At 73.2% G+C, this 20,486-nt stretch carries 16 protein-coding genes and 1 pseudogene; 8 read left to right on the top strand and 9 right to left on the bottom strand.

The features are described 5' to 3' along the window. The first annotated feature begins 112 nt into the window (after positions 1–112). From QOZ89_RS12020 to QOZ89_RS12005, 4 genes are all read left to right on the top strand, one after another. Positions 113–1,783 carry a WD40 repeat domain-containing protein gene (locus QOZ89_RS12020; protein WP_312623779.1) on the top strand — a complete coding sequence of 557 codons (1,671 nt, stop codon included), beginning with the start codon at positions 113–115 and terminating at the stop codon, positions 1,781–1,783. 251 nt (positions 1,784–2,034) lie between these two features. Beyond that, the gene (locus QOZ89_RS12015; RefSeq protein WP_071046559.1) at positions 2,035–3,009 is read left to right on the top strand and encodes an AfsR/SARP family transcriptional regulator; all 975 of its coding nucleotides are present in this window, start codon (positions 2,035–2,037) and stop codon (positions 3,007–3,009) included. Positions 3,010–3,066: 57 nt separating this feature from the next. Beyond that, positions 3,067–3,885, top strand: a complete 819-nt coding sequence (locus QOZ89_RS12010) for an AzlC family ABC transporter permease (protein WP_312623778.1) — start codon at positions 3,067–3,069, stop codon at positions 3,883–3,885. Then, a complete protein-coding gene (locus tag QOZ89_RS12005; RefSeq protein WP_312623777.1) occupies positions 3,882–4,196 on the top strand; it encodes an AzlD domain-containing protein in 315 nt (104 codons plus the stop codon). The genes QOZ89_RS12010 and QOZ89_RS12005 overlap by 4 nt, the downstream gene beginning before the upstream one ends. Before the next feature lie 62 nt (positions 4,197–4,258). Here QOZ89_RS12005 and QOZ89_RS12000 read toward each other — a convergent pair whose 3' ends face one another. Beyond that, the gene (locus QOZ89_RS12000; RefSeq protein WP_312623776.1) at positions 4,259–5,929 is read right to left on the bottom strand and encodes an AMP-binding protein; all 1,671 of its coding nucleotides are present in this window, start codon (positions 5,927–5,929) and stop codon (positions 4,259–4,261) included. Between the two features lie 221 nt (positions 5,930–6,150). Between QOZ89_RS12000 and QOZ89_RS11995 the strand changes: the two genes are divergently transcribed. Next, positions 6,151–6,957, top strand: a complete 807-nt coding sequence (locus tag QOZ89_RS11995) for a methyltransferase domain-containing protein (protein ID WP_071046556.1) — start codon at positions 6,151–6,153, stop codon at positions 6,955–6,957. Between the two features lie 88 nt (positions 6,958–7,045). Here QOZ89_RS11995 and QOZ89_RS11990 read toward each other — a convergent pair whose 3' ends face one another. From QOZ89_RS11990 to QOZ89_RS11960, 7 genes are all read right to left on the bottom strand, one after another. Then, positions 7,046–8,224, bottom strand: a complete 1,179-nt coding sequence (locus QOZ89_RS11990) for an alpha-hydroxy acid oxidase (protein ID WP_241841458.1) — start codon at positions 8,222–8,224, stop codon at positions 7,046–7,048. A gap of 359 nt (positions 8,225–8,583) precedes the next feature. Continuing rightward, positions 8,584–11,319, bottom strand: coding sequence for an AMP-binding protein (locus QOZ89_RS11985; protein WP_083418057.1), 2,736 nt, complete (start codon positions 11,317–11,319; stop codon positions 8,584–8,586). A 799-nt stretch (positions 11,320–12,118) separates the two neighbouring features. Continuing rightward, positions 12,119–12,961 carry an SDR family NAD(P)-dependent oxidoreductase gene (locus QOZ89_RS11980; protein WP_312623774.1) on the bottom strand — a complete coding sequence of 281 codons (843 nt, stop codon included), beginning with the start codon at positions 12,959–12,961 and terminating at the stop codon, positions 12,119–12,121. Between the two features lie 104 nt (positions 12,962–13,065). Continuing rightward, a complete protein-coding gene (locus tag QOZ89_RS11975) occupies positions 13,066–13,875 on the bottom strand; it encodes an NAD(P)-dependent oxidoreductase (protein WP_071046552.1) in 810 nt (269 codons plus the stop codon). 73 nt (positions 13,876–13,948) lie between these two features. Continuing rightward, a complete protein-coding gene (locus QOZ89_RS11970) occupies positions 13,949–14,791 on the bottom strand; it encodes an NAD(P)-dependent oxidoreductase (RefSeq protein ID WP_312623773.1) in 843 nt (280 codons plus the stop codon). 43 nt (positions 14,792–14,834) lie between these two features. Then, a complete protein-coding gene (locus QOZ89_RS11965) occupies positions 14,835–15,383 on the bottom strand; it encodes a nuclear transport factor 2 family protein (protein ID WP_071046550.1) in 549 nt (182 codons plus the stop codon). Positions 15,384–15,563: 180 nt separating this feature from the next. Further along, positions 15,564–16,619, bottom strand: coding sequence for a zinc-binding dehydrogenase (locus tag QOZ89_RS11960; RefSeq protein ID WP_312623772.1), 1,056 nt, complete (start codon positions 16,617–16,619; stop codon positions 15,564–15,566). A 165-nt stretch (positions 16,620–16,784) separates the two neighbouring features. Here QOZ89_RS11960 and QOZ89_RS11955 point away from each other — a divergent pair, with 165 nt between their 5' ends. The 3 genes from QOZ89_RS11955 (at position 16,785) to QOZ89_RS11945 (ending at position 18,366) form a co-directional block, all read left to right on the top strand. Further along, positions 16,785–17,423 carry a TetR/AcrR family transcriptional regulator gene (locus QOZ89_RS11955; RefSeq protein ID WP_071046548.1) on the top strand — a complete coding sequence of 213 codons (639 nt, stop codon included), beginning with the start codon at positions 16,785–16,787 and terminating at the stop codon, positions 17,421–17,423. 158 nt (positions 17,424–17,581) lie between these two features. Next, a complete protein-coding gene (locus QOZ89_RS11950) occupies positions 17,582–18,238 on the top strand; it encodes a recombinase zinc ribbon domain-containing protein (RefSeq protein WP_071046547.1) in 657 nt (218 codons plus the stop codon). Further along, positions 18,235–18,366 (top strand): hypothetical protein, encoded by a 132-nt coding sequence (locus QOZ89_RS11945; protein WP_274536487.1) that lies wholly within the window; start codon positions 18,235–18,237, stop codon positions 18,364–18,366. The genes QOZ89_RS11950 and QOZ89_RS11945 overlap by 4 nt, the downstream gene beginning before the upstream one ends. Before the next feature lie 432 nt (positions 18,367–18,798). Here the strand turns inward: QOZ89_RS11945 and QOZ89_RS11940 are convergent. Then, a pseudogene (locus tag QOZ89_RS11940) lies at positions 18,799–20,193 on the bottom strand (replication initiator). Positions 20,194–20,486 lie beyond the last annotated feature (293 nt).

Raw genomic sequence — 20,486 nt, 5'->3', positions numbered from 1 at the left:
GTCGGTCTTGGCCGGGTCGTGCCCGTCAGGGCGATGCGGTACCGTCGCACCGAAATGACCATGCGTCGCGACGGACACCTGGCCGGTCGGCCAGTATCAGGGAGAAGAGCTGATGGCCGACGTGCCCGCGAACATGCCCTTCGACCCGGACGAGACGATCGTTCACCCCGCGCCCGGGGCGCCGGGCCCCTCCGCCGCGCCCGAGGAGCCGGCGGTCGACCCGGACGAGACGATCATCCAGCGCGCGCCGGCGGCGCACCCGGCGTGGTCCGAGGAAGCGACCATCAGTCCGGACGAGACGATCGTCCAGCCTGGACCTGGGGCGACGGGTCCGCTCGCCGCACCCGAGGAGCCGGCGACCGGCCTGGCGCCGGACCGCTCGTGGACCACGCCGTATGACCTCGCCGCCGGCTGGCCGCCGGTCGCGTCACCGCCGACGCCGACGCCGACGCCACCGCCGGCTCCGCTCCTTCCGCCCGCGCAGCCGGCGCCGCCCTACGGCTGGGCCGGCGCCGGTCCCGAGCCCTGGCGGGGCCAGGCCGACCCCGCCAGGTACCCGGCGCCGGGTTATCCCGCGGCGCCGGGCTATCCGACAGCGCCGGGTTATCCGACGGCTACTGGATATCCCCCGGCGCCGGGGGAGCCCGCGGCGCGACCGTCCGAGGGACGGTCAGGCCGCTGGGGGTTCGGCCGCTGGGGGTTCGTCCTGCTCGTCCTCGCCGTGTGCGTGCTGCTCGGCGCCGCCGCGACTGGCATCACCATCCTCGCCACCCGCGACAAGAAGGGACCGACGACCGCGCAGGCTCTCATCGTCGCCCCGCCGGCCCTGGTCGCGCAGCTTCCCGCCGACCCGGACAAGTCCAGGGCGGTGTTCGGGCTCGCGTTCTCCGCCGACGGCAGGCGCCTGGCTGTCGCCGACGGCGGGGCGACAATCGACTACATCGGCCAGGCGGCGCTGCGCCAGTGGCAGGTGAAGGGCGGTGCCACCCCGGTCCAGATCGGCCGGTCGACGATCGCCCGCCCCGACTGGTGGGGCATCGCCGTCGCCCCCGACCTGAAGACGGTGGCGGTGGGCAGCTCCGACGCCGTCCTCCTGGACATCCGCGATCCCGCGCGGATGACCGCCCTCAGCGAGCCGTTCGGCCAGCATGCCGGCCTGGGGCACCTCGCGCGCTTCTCGCCCGACGGCGACGTCCTCGCGATCGCCGACCCCGACGGCACCCTGCGGCTGTGGGACGTCAGCGACGGCGCCGCCCCGAAGCCCACCGGGGGACCATTCGGCGGCGACGCGAAGGCGCTCGGCCTCGACTTCTCGCCCAACGGACGCACCCTCGCCGTGGCCGACTCGGACAGTCTGGTCCACCTGTGGGACATCTCCGACCGCGCCCACCCGGTGGCGCTCGGCCAGCCGCTGACCGGCCATGTGAGCGGGGTGTGGAGCGTCGCGTTCGCGCCCGACGGGAAGACCCTCGCGACCGCCGGCGGGGACCGGACCATCCGCCTCTGGGACGTCACCGACCTCGCCAGCCCGCGGCCACTCGGCCCGCCGCTCACCGGCCACGCCGACGGCGTGCTGTCCGTCGGGTTCTCGCCCGACGGCACGGTGCTCGCCAGCCACGGGTCGGACAACGTCGTGCACCTCTGGAACGTCGCCGATCCCGCCCACCCGTCGGCGCTCGGTAAGCCCCTGGCGGACCAGTGGGGCGCGAAGTTCTCGCCGGACGGGAACCTCCTCGCCACGGTCGGAACCGACAACTCCGTCCGCCTCTGGCGGCTGCGCTGACACCCGGGCCGCTCGACGCCTGCTGACCGGGCGCCGCGCCTGCTGACCGGGCGCCGCCGCCGGCGCGCTGACCGGGCGCTGGCTGGCGGCCTGGCCGGGCGCGCCGGCCGGCGCACTGACGCATATGCGACACCGCGGGTACAGGGGCTGTACTGGTCGCGGGCCGTCGGCTGGCCGGAGTCTTGAACTCGGATGGCGGACGACGGGCGCGGGAGCCAGCGGGGGACCTGCATCGAGGCGGAGGACGGGCGATGGCGACGACGGGGACGACCCCGCGCGACCTGGGCTTGGCGGCCGGGGAACGGACGGCCCCTGGGCGGGCCGTCGAGATCCGGCTGCTCGGGGAGTTCGGCGTCCTGGTAGCCGCGGCGCCCGTCGCCGGGCGGTCGGAGGTGGTCTCGGCGCCGCTCGAGCCACGGGCGGCCGTGGCCGCGCCGGGCGTCACCGCCCAGGAGGCCGCCCGGCGGGGCCGTCTCGTACTCGTGCCGGAGACGGCCTGGTGCCGGCGGCACGCGATGTCGCTGGTGAAGCTGCTGGCGCTCGCGCCGATGCGGCGGTTGCACCGGGAGGTGGTCCTCGACGCCCTGTGGCCCGAGCTGCCGCTCGCCGAGGTGGTGCCGCGGCTGCACAAGTGCGCCCACTACGCCCGCCGGGCCCTCGGCGGCGCCGGCGCGGTCGTGCTGCGGGGCAACGTCGTCGCCCTGTGCCCCGGCTGGGACGTGACCGTGGACGCCGAGGTGTTCCGACGCGCCGGCATGCGCGCGCTCGCCGGCCTCGCCCGCCCCGGTCCCGGCGTGGGCGGCCCCAGCGCGGCCGCCACTGTGGGCGGAGACACGGACTGGGCGGGCAGTATGTCCGGCCGGGTCGTGAGCCTCGACCGCTGGGTCGACAAGGCGTCGGCCGCGCGCGCGGCCGACGCCTACCGCGGGCCGCTGCTGCCCGAGGACGCCCACGAACCGTGGACCGAGCCGGACCGCGACCAGCTGCGGCAGCTCTACCTGCGCATGCTGCGGGCGGCCGGGCGCTGGGAGCGGCTGCTGCTCGAGGATCCGGCCGACGAACGCGCCCACCTGGCGATCATGCGGCGGCACGCGGCCCGCGGCGAGCGGGTCGAGGCGCTGCGCCAGTTCGACCGGCTGGCCGCGGTGCTGCACCGCGAGCTCGGCGCCACCCCCTGCGAGGACGCGCTGACCCTGCGAGCCGCCGTCCTCGGCGTGTCCGCCTGAGCGGACCGACGAGGAACCGAGCGGCCAGACCGGAACCTACGAGGAAAGGGCGGGAACGTGAACAGCGCCTGGTGCGGCAGGGAGGCCCGCGCCGAGGCCGGGGCCGGTGCGCGCGCGATGCTGCCGTGGCTGGCCGGCATCGGGCCGTTCGGATTCGTCATCGGGGTGAGCGCGGCCCGCGCCGGCATCCCGCCGCTCGCGGCCTGGCTCACCGGGCCGCTCATCTTCGCCGGCAGCGCCCAGGTGGCCGCGCTGGCGCTGCTCGGCGCCGGGGCTGCCGGCGCGGTCGTCGTCGTGACCGTGCTCGCGATCAACGCGCGGCTGGTGCTCTACTCGGCGGCGATGGCCCCGTACTGGCGCGGCTCACCGCGCTGGTGGCGGGCGCTGGCCGCCTACCTCATCGTCGAGCCGTCGCTCGCGGTCGGGCTCGACCGCTACCGCCGCTCGGCACCGGACGACCGACAGCCCGCCCACCTCTACTACCTGGGCGGCGGGCTGGTTCTCTGGGCCGGCTGGCTCGCAACGATCGCCCTGGGGCAGGTCGTGGGCACGCGGGTACCGGCCGGGCTGCACCTGGAGTTCGTCGTCCCACTGTTCCTCGTCGGGGACCTGGTGCCGCGGCTGTCCGTGCGAGCGGCGGGCTGGGCGGCGCTCGCGGCGGCGGCCGTCGCGCTCGCCGCCCGGCCGGCACCGGCGCAGACCGGCATCATGCTCGCGATCCTCGTCGGCGTCACGGTCGGCCTGCGTGCCTCCGGCGACGCCGACCCGGTTCCCGTTCCTGCCGCCGTTCCCGAGTCGCTTCCTGACTCCATTTCGGACCCGGTTTCCGACCCGGTTCCCGCGCCGGCAGGCGCCCGGTCAGGGGATGCACGATGATCGTCTGGCTTGTCATCGTGGCCGCCGGTCTCGGCAGCTACCTGCTGCGGATCAGCATGGTCGTCCTCCTCGGCCGGGTCGGGACCCCGGCGGTACTGGAGCGCTCCAAGCCGTTCGTCGTCCCGGTCGCGTTCGCGGCGCTCGCCGCGACGAGCCTCGCCGGTCAGGTCGAGGCGAACCTCGCGGGCCTGCTCCCGCCGCTCGCCGCCGTCGCCGCCGCGGCCCTGGCTGCCCAGCGCACCGGCCGCCCCTACGCCGCGATCCTCGCCGGCATGCCCGTGTTCTGGGCGCTGACCGCGCTTCTCGCCTAGGAGCCGTCGGGCCATCCGCAGCCCTGCCCTGACTCGCCGTGCGCTGTGACAGCGCGGGAAGGTCAGGTGGCCGGTTCGGCGGCGAGGGCGGCCTGGCGGGCCCAGGTGTAGTCGGCCTTGCCGGTGGGGTGGCGGCCGATGCGGTCGCAGAGCAGGACCGCGCGCGGGGCCTTGAAACGTGCGACGGAGCGGGCGGCGTACTCGCGGACCTCGCCGGGGGAGAGGACCACGCCGGGGCGGGGCTGGACGAGCGCGACCACCTCCTCGCCGAACCGCTCGCTCGGCCGGCCGACGACCAGGGCGTCGAGGATGCCGGGATGGCGGCGCAGCGCCTCCTCCACCTCCTCGACGAACACCTTCTCGCCGCCGGTGTTGATGACCATCGCGTCGCGGCCGAGCATGACGATCCGGCCCGAGCCGTCCGGCTCGTAGCGCGCCCGGTCGCCGGGGACGGTGACGCGGACGCCGTCGATGACGGGGAACGTCTCCTCGGTCCTGGCGGGGTCGCCCAGGTAGCCGAGCGGGACCCGGCCGACCCGGGCTGTCCACCCAACCTCGTCCGGCTCGTGGGGGGTGAGGAAACTGGTCCTGTCCGCCGACAGGACCGCGCCGCCGGCCGACAGGGTGAACTGACGGGTCTCGGCGTCCTTCGTCGAGCTGCCGAAGGCCATCCCGCCGGTCTCGGACGCCCCGTAGCCGTCGACGACGGTGAGGTGGGGGAGCAGGTCCAGCAACGCGTGCTTGAGCGCGGCGCTGGTCGTCGCGCCGCCGGTGGCCAGGCGCGCGAACGCGGACAGGTCGTACGGCCGGGCGCGCAGCTCGTCGACGAGCGGGCGTGCGTAGGCGTCGCCGACGATCGACATCAGGCTCACCCGTTCGCGCTCGGCGGCGGTGAGGATCGCCCGGGCGTCGAACGGGGCGCTGTCGTCGTGCAGGACCAGCGTCGCGCCGAGGACGAGCGCGGCGAACGCGGTCCACTGCGCGGCGCCGTGCATCAATGGCGGCGCCGCTAACCAGACGCCGCCCCGGCCGGTCACGGCGATGGCCCCGATCCGGCTGGCGGTGGCCGATTCGAAGCCACCCATCGCTGCGACATAGACGTCGGCCTGCCGCCACAGGACGCCCTTGGGCCGCCCGGTGGTGCCGCCGGTGCAGACGAGGTAGAGGTCGTCGGGCGACGGGGTGGGCAGCCGGTCGAGGTCGGCGTCGGCCGCCGCGGCGACGGCCGCCTCGAACGGGACGGACCCGGGCAGCGGCGCGACCCCCGAGCCGTCGTCCACGTCGACGAGCAGCCGGCCACCCGGCACGCCATCACCGGCGCCACCGCCGAGGCCGGAGGCGGCGAGCAGCGGGGCGAGCCGGCGGTGGTAGACGACCGCCTCCGCGCCGATCTGGTCGAGCAGCGCGGCGACCTCGCGGGCGTTGTAGTGGTGGTTGACGTTGAACGGCACGGCCCGCGCGCGGTACGCCCCGATCATCGCCTCGAGATACTCGGGGCAGTTGGACAGCAGGACCGCGACCGGGCTCTGGCCGCACTCCCACCGTCCCAGCTCGGACCGCTCGCGCCGCGCGCCGAGGCCGCGCTTCTGGAAGAAGGCGGCCAGCCGCCGGGTGCGGTCGCGCACCTCGGCGTAGGTGCGCCTGACGTCCTTCCAGACCAGCATCTCCCGGTCGGGCGCGGCGTCGGTGACGACGTCGAGCACCGCCGGTAAGGACCACTCGCTGTCGGTCATGCCCCGCCGCACCTCCGCCGCCACCCGCCAGCCCATCGCTGACGCCGCCTGTCGGAGCAAAGATATCTAGATGAATCGGTGCCCGCCACTGGTCTGGCCGGCGGGGCCGCCGGCCCCCGGCGCCAGCGGGGAGGGACGGCGCGAGGCCCTTGCGGCGGAGTGGAACGGGCCGGCCGCCGCGCCCCGGATGACGACCGCCGGGCGCGTCGTATCGTGCGGTCATGGAGTACGTGCACGGCTACTCGGACCAGGAGCAGGTCCGGTTGGCCGACCAGGCCACGACGTTGACCGACCTCCTGCACGCGGACACGCGCTACCCAGCGGGAAGCCGGGTGCTGGAGGCCGGGTGCGGAGTGGGCGCGCAGACGGTCATCCTCGCGGCGAACAGCCCGGGCGCCGTCGTCACATCCGTCGACATCTCGGCGAACTCGGTCGCCGCCGCCCGCGAGCGGGCCGCGCGGGCCGGGTTGACCAACGTGAGCTTCCTGCGGGCCGATCTCTTCGAGGCGCCGTTCCCGGCGGCGTCGTTCGACCATGTCTTTGTCTGCTTCGTGCTGGAGCACCTGGTGGACCCGGTCGGGGCGCTCGCGGCGCTGCGTGGGCTGCTGCGGCCGGGCGGCTCGATCACGGTGGTCGAGGGTGACCACGGCTCGGCCTACTTCCATCCCGACAGCGTGGCGGCGCGCCGGGCGATCGGCTGCCTGGTCGACCTGCAGGCCCGCGCCGGCGGGGACGCGCTGATCGGGCGACGCCTCTACCCGCTGCTGGTCCAGGCGGGCTATCACGACGTCGCGGTCTCGCCGCGGGTCGTCTACGCCGACGCCAGCCGCCCGCACCTGGTCGACGGCTTCACCCGGCGCACCTTCACCGCCATGGTCGAAGGCGTCGGCGAGCAGGCTGTCGGCGAGGCGCTGCTCGACGCGCCCACCTGGGCCGCCGGCATCCGCGCCCTGCACCGGACCACCGAGCCCGACGGCACCTTCAGCTACACCTTCTTCAAGGCCACCGCGACCAGCCCGCCGGACTGACAGCTGGGAAGGGGGCGTGCCGGGCTGGCCGGGACAGTGCCGCACGCCCGTTCGGGCTCTGGCCTCGATTTCCCCGCCGAGATCCGACCTACCGCTGCGGGGGCGGGAAGGCGCCGGGGATGCGGGCGCCCGAGACGAGGGTGCGGTCGAGGTCCGCGACGGTCGCGGCGCCGAGCAGCGCCATCGCGCGGTCGAGCTCCTCCCGCAGCAGCTCGATCATCCGGAGGACGCCAGCCTCGCCGCCCGCCGCCAGGCCGTACAGGTACGGCCGGCCCACGAACACGGCCGCGGCGCCCAGGGCCAGCGCCTTGGCCGCGTCGTTGCCGCGTCGGATACCCCCGTCGAGGAAGACCGTGAGCCGGCCAGCCGCGGCGTCGACCACCTCCGGCAGCACGTCGATGGTCGCGGGGACGCCGTCCAGCTGCCGTCCGCCGTGGTTTGACACCACGACACCGTCGACGCCCAGCTCGACGAGCCGGTCGCACTCGTCCCCGCGCATCAGTCCCTTGATGACCAGCGGGCCGTCCCACAGCGACCGGATCCGCTCGACGTCCTCCCAGGTGACGCAGTCCGACGCCGCCGTGATCGTTTCCCGGGTCTGGTCGAGGCTCAGCTGGGACGGGGCGTCGGGGCGGGCGGCACCGAGCCGGCCGCGCAGGTAGTCGGCCTTGCCCCGCAGGAAGTCGGTCGCCCATGCCGGCTTGCCGGCCCCCTGGAGCACGATCCTGGGTCGCGGCGGCCGGCTCATGAGCCTGTTGCGTATGTCCCGCTCGCGGTTGCCCAGGATCGACGTGTCGATGGTGATGGCCAGGGCCCGGTATCCCGCCGCCGCGATCCGCCGGAGGAGGTCCCCGAGCTCGGCGCGGTCCGGGGGCAGGTAGAGCTGGTACCAGAGGGAACCGGTCGAGCTCGCGGCGACGTCCTCGAGCGGGAAGGCCGCGACGGTGCTCTGCATGTACACCACGTCGGCGCGCGCCGCGGCCCGCGCGACGGCGATCTCCGCGGCCGACCGCGCGAGGCGGCTCGCGCCCGTGGGCGCCAGCATGATCGGCATCGACAGCCGCTCGCCGAACACGGTCGTGGACAGGTCCCGCTTGGCGACGTCGGCGAGCGGCCGGGGACGGAACTCGATGCGGTCGAACGCGGTGCGGTTGCGCCGCAGGGAGACCTCGTCGCCGGCCCCGCCCTCCAGGGCGTCGAACACCGCCCGGGGAAGCCTGCGGCGCGCCAGCCTGCGGAAGTCCTCAACGTTGACTGCGTCCTGCATCCTCACTCGCCTTGATCCCTTCGCTGGCGCTGCGCTGTTGCTTGTGCGCGCCTCGCGCTGTTCGCGGGCGCTGCGCTGGGCTTGCGTTTCAGGCTCTGTGGTCGAGGCCTGGTCCGTAAGTTTGGCGTGGTCCGGGGGTTGGCCTGCCGGCGCCATCCTCACGAGCCTGGGTCCTTTCGCGGCGCTGCGCTGTTGCTTGCGTTTCAGGCTCTGTGGTCGAGGCCTGGTCCGTAGGTTTGGCGCGGTCTGGGGGTCGGCCTGCCGGCGCCGAGCAGGTGACGGTTGGGCCCACGTCGCGGGATCGCGTTCATCCAGTCGCCAGGATTGTCCGTCACACCGGGAGCGTCCCTGGCGGCTGGTCACGCCTCGTCGGAGGTGGCGAGGCCGGCGAGGACGGCCCGGATGTCGGCCGCCACCTCGCTCACGACGGGCTCGCGCAGCACGGTGTCGTGGTCGCCGCCGACGGTGCGGAACGTCGCCTCGCCGGTCAGCAGCGGGTGCCAGGCCTCCGTGCGCCGCGGCGGCGAGGCGGCCGCCGTGTAGACGAGCGCCCGCCCGTTCCATGGCCTGGGCCGGTACAGCCTGGTCAGCAGCCGCGACTGGTTGTAGAAGACGTCGTACTGGTTCATGCCCTTGAACTGGACGACGCCGGCGAGGGGGAGCTGGGCGGCCTGCCTGGCCCGGCCGAGCAGGACCCGGGCCATGGTCGCGGCACGCGACGGGCCGCCCGTGGCCAGCCCGTCCACCTGGTCCAGCGCGGAGACCGGATACGGACCCGTGGTCGGGCCGCCCGGAAGCTGGGAGGGCAGCACTCCGCCGGCGAAGACGCCCGCGGACATGTCGGGCAGAAAGCTGTCGATGAGGACGAGCAGGCCGACGTGGTGGCCGGCCTCGGTGAGCAGCCTCGCGGTCTCGAAGGCGACGAGGCCGCCGAACGAGTGGCCCACGAGGTTGTAGGGGCCGGCGGGCTGGACCAGGCGCAGGGTGCGGGCGTGGCGGCGGGCCGCCGTGTGGATCGACCAGTCGGGGAGGCCGCGGTATTCGAGGCCGTGGGCCTGGACGCCGTAGACGGGGCGGTCGCCGTCGAAGTGGCGGGCGAAGCCAAGCACTCCGACGGCGAGGCCGCCGGCGCCGCAGAAGAAGAACAGCGGCCGGCCGCCGCCGGTGGTGCGCAGTGGGACGACGGTGGGGTGGCGTAGGACGTCGGCGCCGGCGTTTCGAAGCCGGGTGGTGAACTCGGCGACGGTCGGGGCGTCGGCGACGGTCGAGGTGGGAAGCCTGACGCCGAGCTCGTCGGCGACCCTGGCGAGGAGCTCCTCGGCGATGAGGGAGTCGCCGCCGAGCTCGACGAAGTCGTCGTGGACGCCGACGTCGTCGAGGTGCAGGGCGACGGCCCACACGCTGGCGACGGCCTCCTCCCACTGGTCGCGGGGCGGGTCCTGGCCCGGGCACGGACCGGCGGGGGCCGGGGGCAGCTTCAGCCGGTCGATCTTGCTGCGGTCGGTCCTCGGCAGGGCCGCGACCAGCATGACGGTGGCCGGCACCATGTAGGAGGGCAGCTTGGCCCGTAGCAGGCGCCTGATCGACGCCGGTGAGACCCGGGCGCCGGCCGCGGGAACGACGTAGGCGACCAGGCGGGTCCGTTCCGGGGCGGCGTCGGCCACGACGACGGCCTCGAGCACGTCCGGGCTCGCCAGCAGGGCGGACTCGATCTCGATCGGTTCGACGAGGTAGCCGCGGATCTTCACGGCCGCGTCGTTGCGGCCGACAACCGTGAGCTGACCGCCGGCGTCGACGCGTCCGAGGTCCCCGGTGCGGTAGGTCGGCGTGCCGTCCGGCTCGACATCGAAGCGCGACGCAATCGCTTCTGGCGCACGCCAATAACTGCCCGTGATGAAGTGGCCCGTCACGACGATCTCGCCTGTCTTGCCCAGCGGCATCTCGGCCCCGTCCGGCGAGACCACCCGGACCCGGACGTCGACCACCGGCCGCCCGGCCGGCATCACACCGTCGGGGAGGACCTCGTCCGGCCAGATCGGGTCGCAGGTCGTCGTGCCGAGCTCCGAGGCACCGTAGGAGACCAGGAACGCCGCGGTCGTCGGTATGTGGTGGCGGGCCAGTTCGATGTCGCGGGCGTAGATCGGCTCGCCGACCGACATGACGAACCGAAGGCTGTCGAGCACCTCGTCCGGATCGAGGCAGCCGAACACGGTCCGGATCAGTACCGGGGTGGCGACGAGGCCGGCCGGCCGGATCGCGCGCAGCCAGTCGGCCAGGTCGCGGACACCGCGGACCCGGGGGTCGTACATCTCGATGGTGGCGCCGAAGACGAGGGGGCCGACCGTCCGGTTCATGCCCGAGATGAAGGAATACGGCAGGAAGAGCGGCAGGCGGTCGCCCGGACCCGGCTGCATCACGCCCTTCACCTGGATGGCGTAGTGCTGACCCAGCAGGGCGCGGTGGTGCCACACGACGCCCTTCGGCACTCCGGTCGACCCGGAGGTGAAGATGAGCACCGCCGGATCGGTGTCGGCCCGGCGCGGCGCCCTCGACGCGACCCGCTCGGCGAGCGCCGAGGACCAGGCGGCGGCGGGCCTGTCACCGACGTCGACGGTGGCCACGATCCCTGTCAGCGCGGCGGCGGTGCCCGCCTCGGCGGAGCCAGGCGGCCCGGTGACGCACACCGAGGCCCCCGCCAGTCCCGCGACCTGGGCGAGGCGGTCCGGGGGATACATCCTGTCGAGGGGCACGCAGGGCCGGCCGCTCGCGATGACACCCAGGACGGCGGCGATCCCGCTCGCGTCGTGGGGCAGCAGCACCGCGACGGGCGCGTCCGGGTCGGCCGCGGCGGGTTCCCGTAGGACGCGGTCGGCGACGACGTCCGCCCAGGCGACGAGCTGGGCGTAGGTGACGGCGCGGTGTTCGTCGCGAACGGCAACCAGGTCGGGGCAGACCGCGGCGACGGTGCGGATCCGGTCCACGAGGTTGCCGAACCGGTCGTCGGGGTGCAGTGGCGGCACCGGCGTAGCCCGGGTGGCCTGGCCTTTCCACACGTCAGCCCGGTCCATGGGCCCAGGGACTATCGGTGCTGCCATGACGCCTCCCGGGCGGGCTTCGGTATGAGAGCCATGACCGTGTGCTCAGGTCCATCTCGGATTTAACACGAAAGGCTCTGCCGCCTGCCAACCGCGTCGATGTCAGGTCATTGGCCTACGTCCGGTTGCCTTAAGCGTCCGGCCGTCCATATCGCCGGTCGACACTAACGTAAGTGTATGGTTACGTGGGCGAATGGAGATGTCGCGGCCGGTGGCGTTTGATCTCGGTTGTGCCTCTGTTTGTGGCGGATCCGTGTAACACAATCTAGCAGTGACTGCCTTTGGCTTGACACGGGGAGAACCCTTTGCCACGATGGCCACCCAGTCCAACGCGCCGATGCTGGCGACGTGCTGTCGGTGGTTGTGCCGTCACCGGAACATAGGCCCGGGGCTGGGCGGGTGATGCCGCCTCCGTGAACGCGCCTGTCGACGTTCCAAGTGCGAACTTTCGATGATGGTGTACCGGGGAAGGCCGACCGGGGACACGTCCGCTGAATCCCGGTCCTCGCGCGTTCAGGGCGCTTGACCGCCCATTCGCGGCCGGCAGGAGCCGCCAGCCGCGGGGCAACACGCGCCGGCCCGACGCGGCCCGGTGCCGCGAACCAGCTGGTGCTTGCGGGCGACGGCGAGAACACGGCCACTTTTACGTCATGGACCAGGACTACCTCACCGGCACCGTCCACCTGGTGGACGGCGGCACCGCCGCGGCCTGACGGCGCCCGTGGCCAGGCCTCGTCCGCGTGGGCCGCGGGGCGCCTTCTCGACCGTCACCTCAGTACGGGTCATACACGAGTACGGGTCATCCACGCCGATCGTCGGCCGCCGGCGGAGCATTCGTCTCGTCCGCGTGGGTGGTGGCGGCGCCGCGGCTCATCGCGAGCACGGCGTCGCGGCGAGGCAGCGCGCCGAAGGGCGAACCGCCGGTCGGTTCCGGGGCGCCGAAGATCCAGGTGGGCCCGTCCGGGAGGTGGTCGAGTGCCTGGCGGGCCACGTCCTCGGGGTCGGCGAGGTCGCCGTATGGCTCGCCCTTGGCGTCGAACACCCGGCGCATCGACGGTGTGTCGGTCCTGCCGAGGACGAGGCTCAGGACGTCGACCCCGCCAGAGCGCCATTCCGCCCACAGAGCCTCGGCCAGGATGAGGTCGAACGCCTTGGTGGCTCCATAGGTGGCGAGCGTGGCGCCGCCGGCCCAGGCCGCGCCCGAGGTCACGAGCACGACGCCTCCCCGCCCGCGCGTGACCATCGGCCCGCCGAAGCGGTAGGCGGCCTCGAGCACGCTGTCGCAGTTGCGGTGGATCAGCTTCAGGTGGGTGTCGAGGTCCTTGTCGAGGAAGGGCATGCTGAAGTCGTCGCCGCCGGCGTTGTAGACGAACAGCCCCACCTCGACGTCGGACGTCGCGGTCGCGAGCTCCGCCAGCGCGCCCGGGGCGCTGAGATCGAGCGCGACGGTGCGGACCTCGACGCTGTGCTTGCCGCGGATCTCGTCGGCGAACGCTTCCAACACGGGAATCCGCCGCGCCACCAGCACGACGTTCAGTCCCCTGGCAGCCATCTCGTGGGCGAACGCGGCCCCGACTCCATCGGACCCGCCGGCCACGATGCCCCAGGGCCCGTACTTGTTGTTCGTCGCGGCGTCAGTCATCGTGTCTCCTCGTCTCTCGGGGCCAGCGGCCCCGATGGGTCTGCACCGGTCTGTGGTCCGCGGCCCGGCCGGCGGACGCCAGGGCCAGGAGGCCACGTGCCCCTTCAGCTGGACTGGATCGCGGCGACGAAGCGCCGCGCCACCTCGACGAGTTCCTTTCCGGGGGCGTTGCCGAGGACGTCCGCCATCAGCGTGACGTCCTTGGTGAGCGTCAGGTTGGCGGGCGAGGCCGCGAGGCCCGCGACGGAGCCGGCGCGCAGCCGCACTCCGGAGGCCACGCACGCCGAGCTGCTCGTCGCCAGGACCGCCGCGAGGCCGGCGGGGTCGACGCCGAGCGATTCCCCCGCCTTCATCGCGTCGTCCGCGAGGGCGATCTGCGCGGAGAACATCGTGTTGTTGATGAGTTTCGCGTGCGATCCGGCCCCGATCCCGCCGAGATGCACGACATGGTTGGACAGCGTCGACGTCAGGCCGGCGACGTCGGCGAGAGCCGAGGCGTCGCCGCCGACCATGATGGTCAGCTCGCCGGTCAGAGCCCGTGGGGCGCCGCCGCTCACCGGCGCGTCGAGGACACGCAGGCCATGTTTCGCCGCCCGCTCGGCGATTTTCCGGATCTGCGCGGGCGCCACCGTGCTGTGCACGAGCACCACCGATCCGGGTTCGAGTGTTTCCGCCAGGCCGTCCGAGCCGAACAGCACCTCCTCCACACCCGCCGCGTCGAAGACACAGATGCCGACGGCCTCGACCGCCGTGCCCATCTCGGCCGGTGTCGCCGCGATGGTGGCGCCGGTGCCCGCGAACGGTTCCAGCGACGCCGGCCGCCGGGCATAGAGGGTGAGGTCGTGGCCCTCGGCCTGGATCCGCTGCGCCATCGGCAGGCCCATGCTGCCGAGCCCAATGAAGCCAACCTTCACAATGCCCTCCTCGTGGTAGCTCTCAACGTCGCGTCGCGCGGACCGGGGACGGCCCGGATCCTCTCGGCCACGGTCAGGGCGTGGTGCCGGGTGCGCTCGGCGGGCGGAGCACCTTCTTCTCGACGGCGTCCGACGACAGGACCGTCCCGATGATTCCGAGGTCGGCGCCGGCGCCGCGGGCGACCTCGCGCACCACGGTGATGTCCTTGAGCATCAGGTCGCCGATGCGGCCGGCGACGGCGTCGACGGAGCCACCGCTGGCGACGACGCCGAGGCCGCGGCTGGCGCCGCTGCCGTGCTGCAGGGCCGCGAGGATCGCCTGCTCCTCGATCCCGAGCGAGCCCGCGAGGCGCACCGCGTCGATCGCCAGCCCCACCTGCGCCACGAACAGCGCGTTGTTCACGAGCTTGACCCGCTGGCCGTTGCCGAGCTGCCCGACGAACATGACCGGCGACGCGAACGCGGCGAGGACCGGGCGCATCCGGTCCAGCAGGGTCTCGTCGCCGCCGACCCACAGGGTGAGCCTGCCCGCGGCGATGTCGTGCGGGCCGCCCGAGAGTGCGGCGTCGAGCACCCCGACCCCGTGGCCGGATCCCGCCTCGGCGAGCAGCCGGGCGGTCGCGGGGTCGGACGTCGTGTGCTGGACGAGCGTCGCGCCCGGCTTCATGGCCGCGATGGCGCCCTGAGGGCCGAGGCACACCGAACGGACCTGCTCGTCCTTCAGTACGACGACGAACACCGCGTCGGCGTCGCGGACCGTCGCCGGCACCGTCGCGGCCCAGGTCAGCCCGTCGGCCTCGGCCGCCGCCCTGGCCTCCGGGCGGCGCACCAGGACGGTGACGTCGTGGCCCGCGGCCCTCAGCTGGTCGAGTATCGGCCGGCCCATGCGGCCCGGCCCGACGAAACCGATCTTCATTGATCCTCCAGACGGCGTGCTGTCCGCACCGTGCGGCCGCGGCTCAGGCCGACGCGCGGCCAGCGGCGGCAGCGGTCGAGGTCGAGGCCGGCGGTTCCGGCTGTGCGGGTGGCGCCAGCATCTCGCGGTGTTCGGGGGTGCCGTCGAGGTTGGCGTTGACCCGCTCGCTGATGCGCCAGCCCTGGGCGGTGCGCACCCAGCGCCAGGTGTTCGCGGAGACCCGGGCGACCCAGAACCGGTCGGCGTCGGCGTCCCAGCGGATGTTGAGCGCGTAGCTGCGGCCGGTCGCCTCGTCGCCGTCGACCACGATGTGCGGCACCGTCAGGACGTGGCCGCAGCCGTTGCGGATCAGGCTCTGGTGGCCGCCGTTGACCATGTCGACGATGTCGCCCCGACCCCGCATCCGCAGCTGGGGGACGGCGTCGAAGGTGCCGTCCTCCGTCCAGAGCGCCGCGGTGGCCTGCGCCGAACCGCTGTCGACGGCGGGCCCGTACTGGGCGACAAGCTGCATGATCTCGACCTGGTCCTCGAGGGCGTGGACCCTGGCCGCCAGCTTCTCGACCACGGCACGAAGCTCGTCGATCTCACTCATACGCGGTAGCCCTTTCCGGACGGACGCTGGACGCGCGCTCCGCGACCGGCGCGGGCCGCGGCGGCGAACTCGGTCGCGCGATGGCTGCTGGTGCCGCCGGCCCCGGTGCGCCGAACTCAGCTCGGGGACGACGGTTCGGTTCAGGGACGACGGTTCGGTTCGGGGACGACAGAGCCTGGTTCAGGGGAATACGACGATGCGTACCGGCCCGTTGGCGTCGCGCGACGCGGCGAGCGCGTCGCCGACCCCGTCGAGCCCGACGGTCCGGCCAAGCATCGGCGTGACGTCGAGGCTGCCGGAGCAGACCGCCTCGAAGGCCTCGTCCCAGTGCCGCATCGACGGGCCGCCGCCGAACTGGATGTTCAGGCCCTTCCGCTTGGCGGTCAGGGTGTGCAGGCGGTCGCCCTCAGGCGGGCCGCCGACGGAGAGGATCCGGGTGCCACGCTCGCAGCCCTTGATGATCGAGTCGAGAACTCCGGGGATGCCGACGCACTCGAACACGACGCAGCCAGGCAGGCTGGCCAGCGCCAGCACCTCCTTCATCGACTCGGCCGACCCGTAGGCCACGTCCCGCCAGGCCTGGAACGGGGAGATCTCGGCGGGATCGACGACCACGTCGGCGCCCATCGCCAGCGCCGTCTCCCGCCGCGACGCCACGAAGTCGACCGCGATGATCGGGCCCACCCCCAGCCGCTTCAACTGCGCGATCGCCGACAGGGCGATCGCGCCGCAGCCGATGACGAGCGGCACCTCCTTCGCCGTCACCGCGGCACGGGACGCCGCCGACCATCCCACCGAGATCGCGTCGGCGACGCACACGACCTCGCTCGGGAGGTCCGACGCCGCGACCCGGGTGATCGCCTCGTCCAGCAGGAGGTACTCGCCGAACCCGCCGGGCGTCTCGGGATTCTGCCCGATGATCTTGCGGCCGGCCGCGGTGGAGAGCACTGGCAGCGAGCTCACCCGCGTCCCGACAGGGATCCGCCGCTCGGTGCCGGGACCGTAGTCGACGACCTCGGCGCAGTACTCGTGGCCCATCACGATGTCGACATCCGGATCGTAGGTCGACATCCCGCTGTCGTCGTCGGCCCCCGCTTCCAGGTGATCCATGTAGTGGAGGTCCGACGCGCAGATCCCGCACGCCAGTGACCGGACAAGGAGCTGCCCGCGTGCCGGCACCGGGTCGTCGATGACGCGCGCCTCGACCGTTCCGCCTCGCAGCACAGCGGCTCGCATCGGCCTCTCCCTCGGGTTCGCGGCCAGGACACATCCCCGTCACGCGACTGTAGCGGCGACCCGCCAGTTACAGAAGTATCTGTCCTGAAACTTTATAGAAGATCTTGTCCTGAAACTCGATGACGGAGGTGCCTTGCGGAGCTGGCGCCCCATAAGATCGCTGACATGGCAGACGCTGATCCGGCAGAGCCTCCCCGCCGCCGCCCGGGGCGCCCGCGCGACAGGAGCATCGATGAACGGGCACTCGCGGCCACGCGCGAGCTGCTCGTGCGGCGCGGCTTCGACGCGACGACGATCCACGCGGTCGCCGCGCACTCCGGCGTCCACGCCTCCGCCCTGTACCGCCGCTGGGGGTCGCGGATCGAGCTGATCGAGGAGGCCACGTTCCCCGGCCTCAGCCCGCTCAGCGTCCAGCCGACCGGCGACCTGCGCCGCGACCTGCGCCGCTTCGTGCGCGCCTACGTGGCCGCGTTCGACGCGCCCGCGGCCCGCGCCGCCGCGGCCGGCCTGCTCGCGCACCACCAGACCGTGAGCCGGCAGCGCCCGCCCGAGTTCTACCTGCGGGTCTCGGCACGGCCGCAGTTCCAGGACATCCTGTGCGCCGCGCCGCCTGGGAGCGTCGACCCCGCGGTGAACCCGGACGACGTGTTCGACATGCTCCTCGGCGCCATCCTGACCCGCACGCTGCTGGCCACCGTGACCGCCCGACGCCGCCCCATCGAGCGCACCGTCGAGATGATCCTCCGGCTGTTGCAACCCCAGGCCAGCCAGAGCACTCTTGAACCCGGCGGCCAGCCCGCGTGACGCCGGCCAGCGAGTCCCGCACCGTCCACCTGGTGGATGGGGGCACCACCGCGAGCTGACGGCGCGGGTCGCCGGCCTGATCCACGGGCCGTCGACAACCGTCGACAACCCGCGAAGCATCGGCCATTGCTGTTCGGCGGCGATCGAAGCTCAACCTGTTGGACTATGTCGCGGTGGACGCGAACGGGGAGCCCGTGGTCAGTCAGCCGCCGGTGTGTGACCGGCCGACGTGGCTGCGGATGGTCCGCGAGCTGGAAGCGCGGAGCACGACGAAGACGACCACGCGGCAGCCCTGGGGCGCGCATGGCTGGCTGCTGACCGGGCTGATCCACTGCGGCACCTGTAATGGCCGGCTGTACGGGCACGAGGCGCAGCACGCGCGGGTGGACGGGACCGTGGTCCGCCGGTACGCCTACCAGTGCCAGGCCAACCGCCGCCACGGCGCGGGAACCTGCATACAGCCGTCCCGAGTGCAGGCCGAGCAGGCCGAGACGTTCGTGACGGGCTGGCTGTTCGCGTTCCTGACCGACGACCGGTTGGCCAAGGTCCGTGCGGAGCAGGCCGCCCGCCAGGCCGCCACCCCCACCAGCGGTCTGTTGGCCGAGTTGGACGAGGCCCGCGCCGAACGCGACACCCTGATCGCCCAGCAGGACAGCGGGATCTACAAGGGCAAGATGGTTGCCGTCCTGCTCGGCATGATCGCCGACGTCCAGGAGCGTATCGAGAAGCTGGAAGCCAGCTCGACACCGCCACCGTTGTCGAGGGCCTTCCGGTCGCCTCCCATGCCGACCTTGCACGCCAGTGGCCGGACATGACCCTGGCGCAGCGGCGACGCCTGCTGGCCCGGGTGATCGACCGCATCGACACCTTGACCGACCAGCAGGCATCGGTGGAGGACCGCGTGGTTGTCAGGCCGCATCCGCAGCTTGGACCGGCCGACTAACACCGTCGATCATCGCGACCACATCCGCGCCACTTCATCCGGCAACGGCCCCGCCGCAACCGCAGCCCGACGCCCCGCCAGCCAGCCCGCCACATAATCCGCCCGCGCCGAGGCAGGCACCCAGGTCGGAACCGTCACCTGCACGCCGTCCGGTTCCGCGGAACCGAGCCCCGCCGCCGCTACGCCGCTCGCACCGTACTGACGGCCCGTTTCGGATCCTGCCGGGAGGCGGTCCCACCCCGCCCACCCCCACCGGTCGCGCGCAGTCCTCCTCGACCGCCACAGCAGGGAAGGACGACGAGGCGGAGCCTGCAGTACCCGTCCTCTCGACGGCCACGTGCCCCGCCAGGTCCGCTGTGCTGCTCGTTTCTTCGTGGTCGTCGAAGGGCAGCGCGATCTGTCCGGCCAACGGTCCAGATCCGCGCCGCCTGGTCACGGCCCCGCCCCGGACGCATCCTCAGCTCCACCCGGATCACGGCCGCGTCCGGTGTAGCGCCACTGCCCGACGATCAGGGTCCCGGGGTCGCCGTCGGGACGGCCGAACTCGTCAAGCACCACCGGCCCGTCATCGCCGTCCTGGCCGAGGGGACGGCCTGACAGCGCGGCGGACAGCAGCCTCGCCCACCGGCATCGTACTGAGCGCACCGCGCCGAACGTCGTGGAGTATCGCCGTGACTTCGACAACCAGTGCCCACCGAAGCCCCAGCTGTGCGACCAGCGGATCAGCCCCGACGTACGCCCCGCTGGACGGGCCGCCGCCGCGTCGAGCGCTTCCGTGAACGCACGATCCGCGCCCAGGCGCCAGCAGGTCTCGACGAGCCGCCGCGCGTGATCGCGCAACCCGAGGCGGGCTAGCTTGCGCAGCGAGCGCACCGGCGCATCCAACGCCCCGGAATCGGTGACGGACTTCGTGAGGTACTTCGCCAGGTAGTTCCCGACCTTCACCGCATCGGTATCGGACCCGAGCCGGACCCGGCGGATATCAACCTGATCACCCCAGCGCACCGCCCACCCGTCCGCCAACGGCGCTGCTGGCAGAGCGCCCGACGCGTCGAGCAGCGCGACCGTCGCCGGGTCCGGCGCGGCCACCGATACCGACGTCAGCACCGCCCGCAGGCACTCCGCGACCAGATCCCCGCCCGCCCATTCCGGCGGGGCGACCAGGTCTCCGGACGGGTCGCGGCCGTCGATCCGGATCACGACGTGCAGATGGACCAGGCCCCGACGTTGCATTTCGGCGACCTTGACGAAACTGACCCGCACCTGACGGCGCAGTCCAGCGACGGGCAGCCCGACGGCCGAGGCCACGCGGATTCGAGCCGGTCACGGGTCGCCTTCCACAGCGCCGGCACCATCGCGTTCCAGACCACAGCCCGGCCGTAGTCGAAACAGGCCGGGCACAGCGGCTCACCAAGACGACGATCATCGGCGCTGTGCCGCAGGTGGCAGGACAGCGCCCGGCCGTGCTCGCATGTTCCCCGGCGCTGCCGACACACCCGACCCTCGGCACCCTTGCCAGCCCGGCGGGAATGCACCGGCCCGAACGAGGGAGCGGTCAAGGTCACGAACCACGCCGGAGCACCGGCTACCGGTCCCGTCGCTGCCGCTGTCCAGGCCGCGTACGACGATGCGGCGCGCGTCGCGTTGGTAGAGCTTCGAGCAGTCCGGGCAGGCCGACGCCCGCCGGTTGTTACACCGCACATGCACCACCGGCGGCGCTGACACCCGGCGGACATCGCCTGTTGCGAGGTCTACGTGGTCTGAGCGGCCCGCGAGCCGGACCGGCCGGCTACACCCAGCCGCCGCCGGCGGACGTTCCTGCGCCATGGGAAGCGTGCCTCCACCCCGGGAAGCAGGCCCGACCGCGCACCCCACCACCCCTGCCACAGCCGGCGAACCGGCCCGGCACGAGGCATGGCAAGAAGAACGGGCGCAGGCGGGACCTGCAAGCCACCCGCCGAAGCGGGGCGCGCCCGGGATACCCACCGCTCGTGCACGCGGAGGTCACACCAGACGCCAAGGTGGTGGCACCGAAGCCCCAGACCCGAACCGCTCACGCGGTCCGCTCCCATGGCCGACTTCCCTCAGTGGCGACACCCGTCCATACGTGGTTTGAGCCA

This window comes from Pseudofrankia coriaricola (assembly GCF_032027725.1).
Taxonomy (GTDB): domain Bacteria; phylum Actinomycetota; class Actinomycetes; order Frankiales; family Frankiaceae; genus Pseudofrankia.
Note: the sequence above shows the minus strand (reverse complement) of the source record. Positions and strands in the feature narration are given on the sequence as shown.

Coding starts and splice junctions, on each gene's coding strand:
- QOZ89_RS11980 (WP_312623774.1), bottom strand. CDS start 12,961: ATGACTGACGCCGCGACGAACAACAAGTACGGGCCCTGGGGCATCGTG.
- QOZ89_RS11955 (WP_071046548.1), top strand. CDS start 16,785: ATGGCAGACGCTGATCCGGCAGAGCCTCCCCGCCGCCGCCCGGGGCGC.
- QOZ89_RS12015 (WP_071046559.1), top strand. CDS start 2,035: ATGGCGACGACGGGGACGACCCCGCGCGACCTGGGCTTGGCGGCCGGG.
- QOZ89_RS11970 (WP_312623773.1), bottom strand. CDS start 14,791: ATGAAGATCGGTTTCGTCGGGCCGGGCCGCATGGGCCGGCCGATACTC.
- QOZ89_RS11985 (WP_083418057.1), bottom strand. CDS start 11,319: ATGGCAGCACCGATAGTCCCTGGGCCCATGGACCGGGCTGACGTGTGG.
- QOZ89_RS11965 (WP_071046550.1), bottom strand. CDS start 15,383: ATGAGTGAGATCGACGAGCTTCGTGCCGTGGTCGAGAAGCTGGCGGCC.
- QOZ89_RS11945 (WP_274536487.1), top strand. CDS start 18,235: ATGACCCTGGCGCAGCGGCGACGCCTGCTGGCCCGGGTGATCGACCGC.
- QOZ89_RS11990 (WP_241841458.1), bottom strand. CDS start 8,224: ATGCAGGACGCAGTCAACGTTGAGGACTTCCGCAGGCTGGCGCGCCGC.
- QOZ89_RS11995 (WP_071046556.1), top strand. CDS start 6,151: ATGGAGTACGTGCACGGCTACTCGGACCAGGAGCAGGTCCGGTTGGCC.
- QOZ89_RS11960 (WP_312623772.1), bottom strand. CDS start 16,619: ATGCGAGCCGCTGTGCTGCGAGGCGGAACGGTCGAGGCGCGCGTCATC.
- QOZ89_RS12000 (WP_312623776.1), bottom strand. CDS start 5,929: ATGACCGACAGCGAGTGGTCCTTACCGGCGGTGCTCGACGTCGTCACC.
- QOZ89_RS12020 (WP_312623779.1), top strand. CDS start 113: ATGGCCGACGTGCCCGCGAACATGCCCTTCGACCCGGACGAGACGATC.
- QOZ89_RS12005 (WP_312623777.1), top strand. CDS start 3,882: ATGATCGTCTGGCTTGTCATCGTGGCCGCCGGTCTCGGCAGCTACCTG.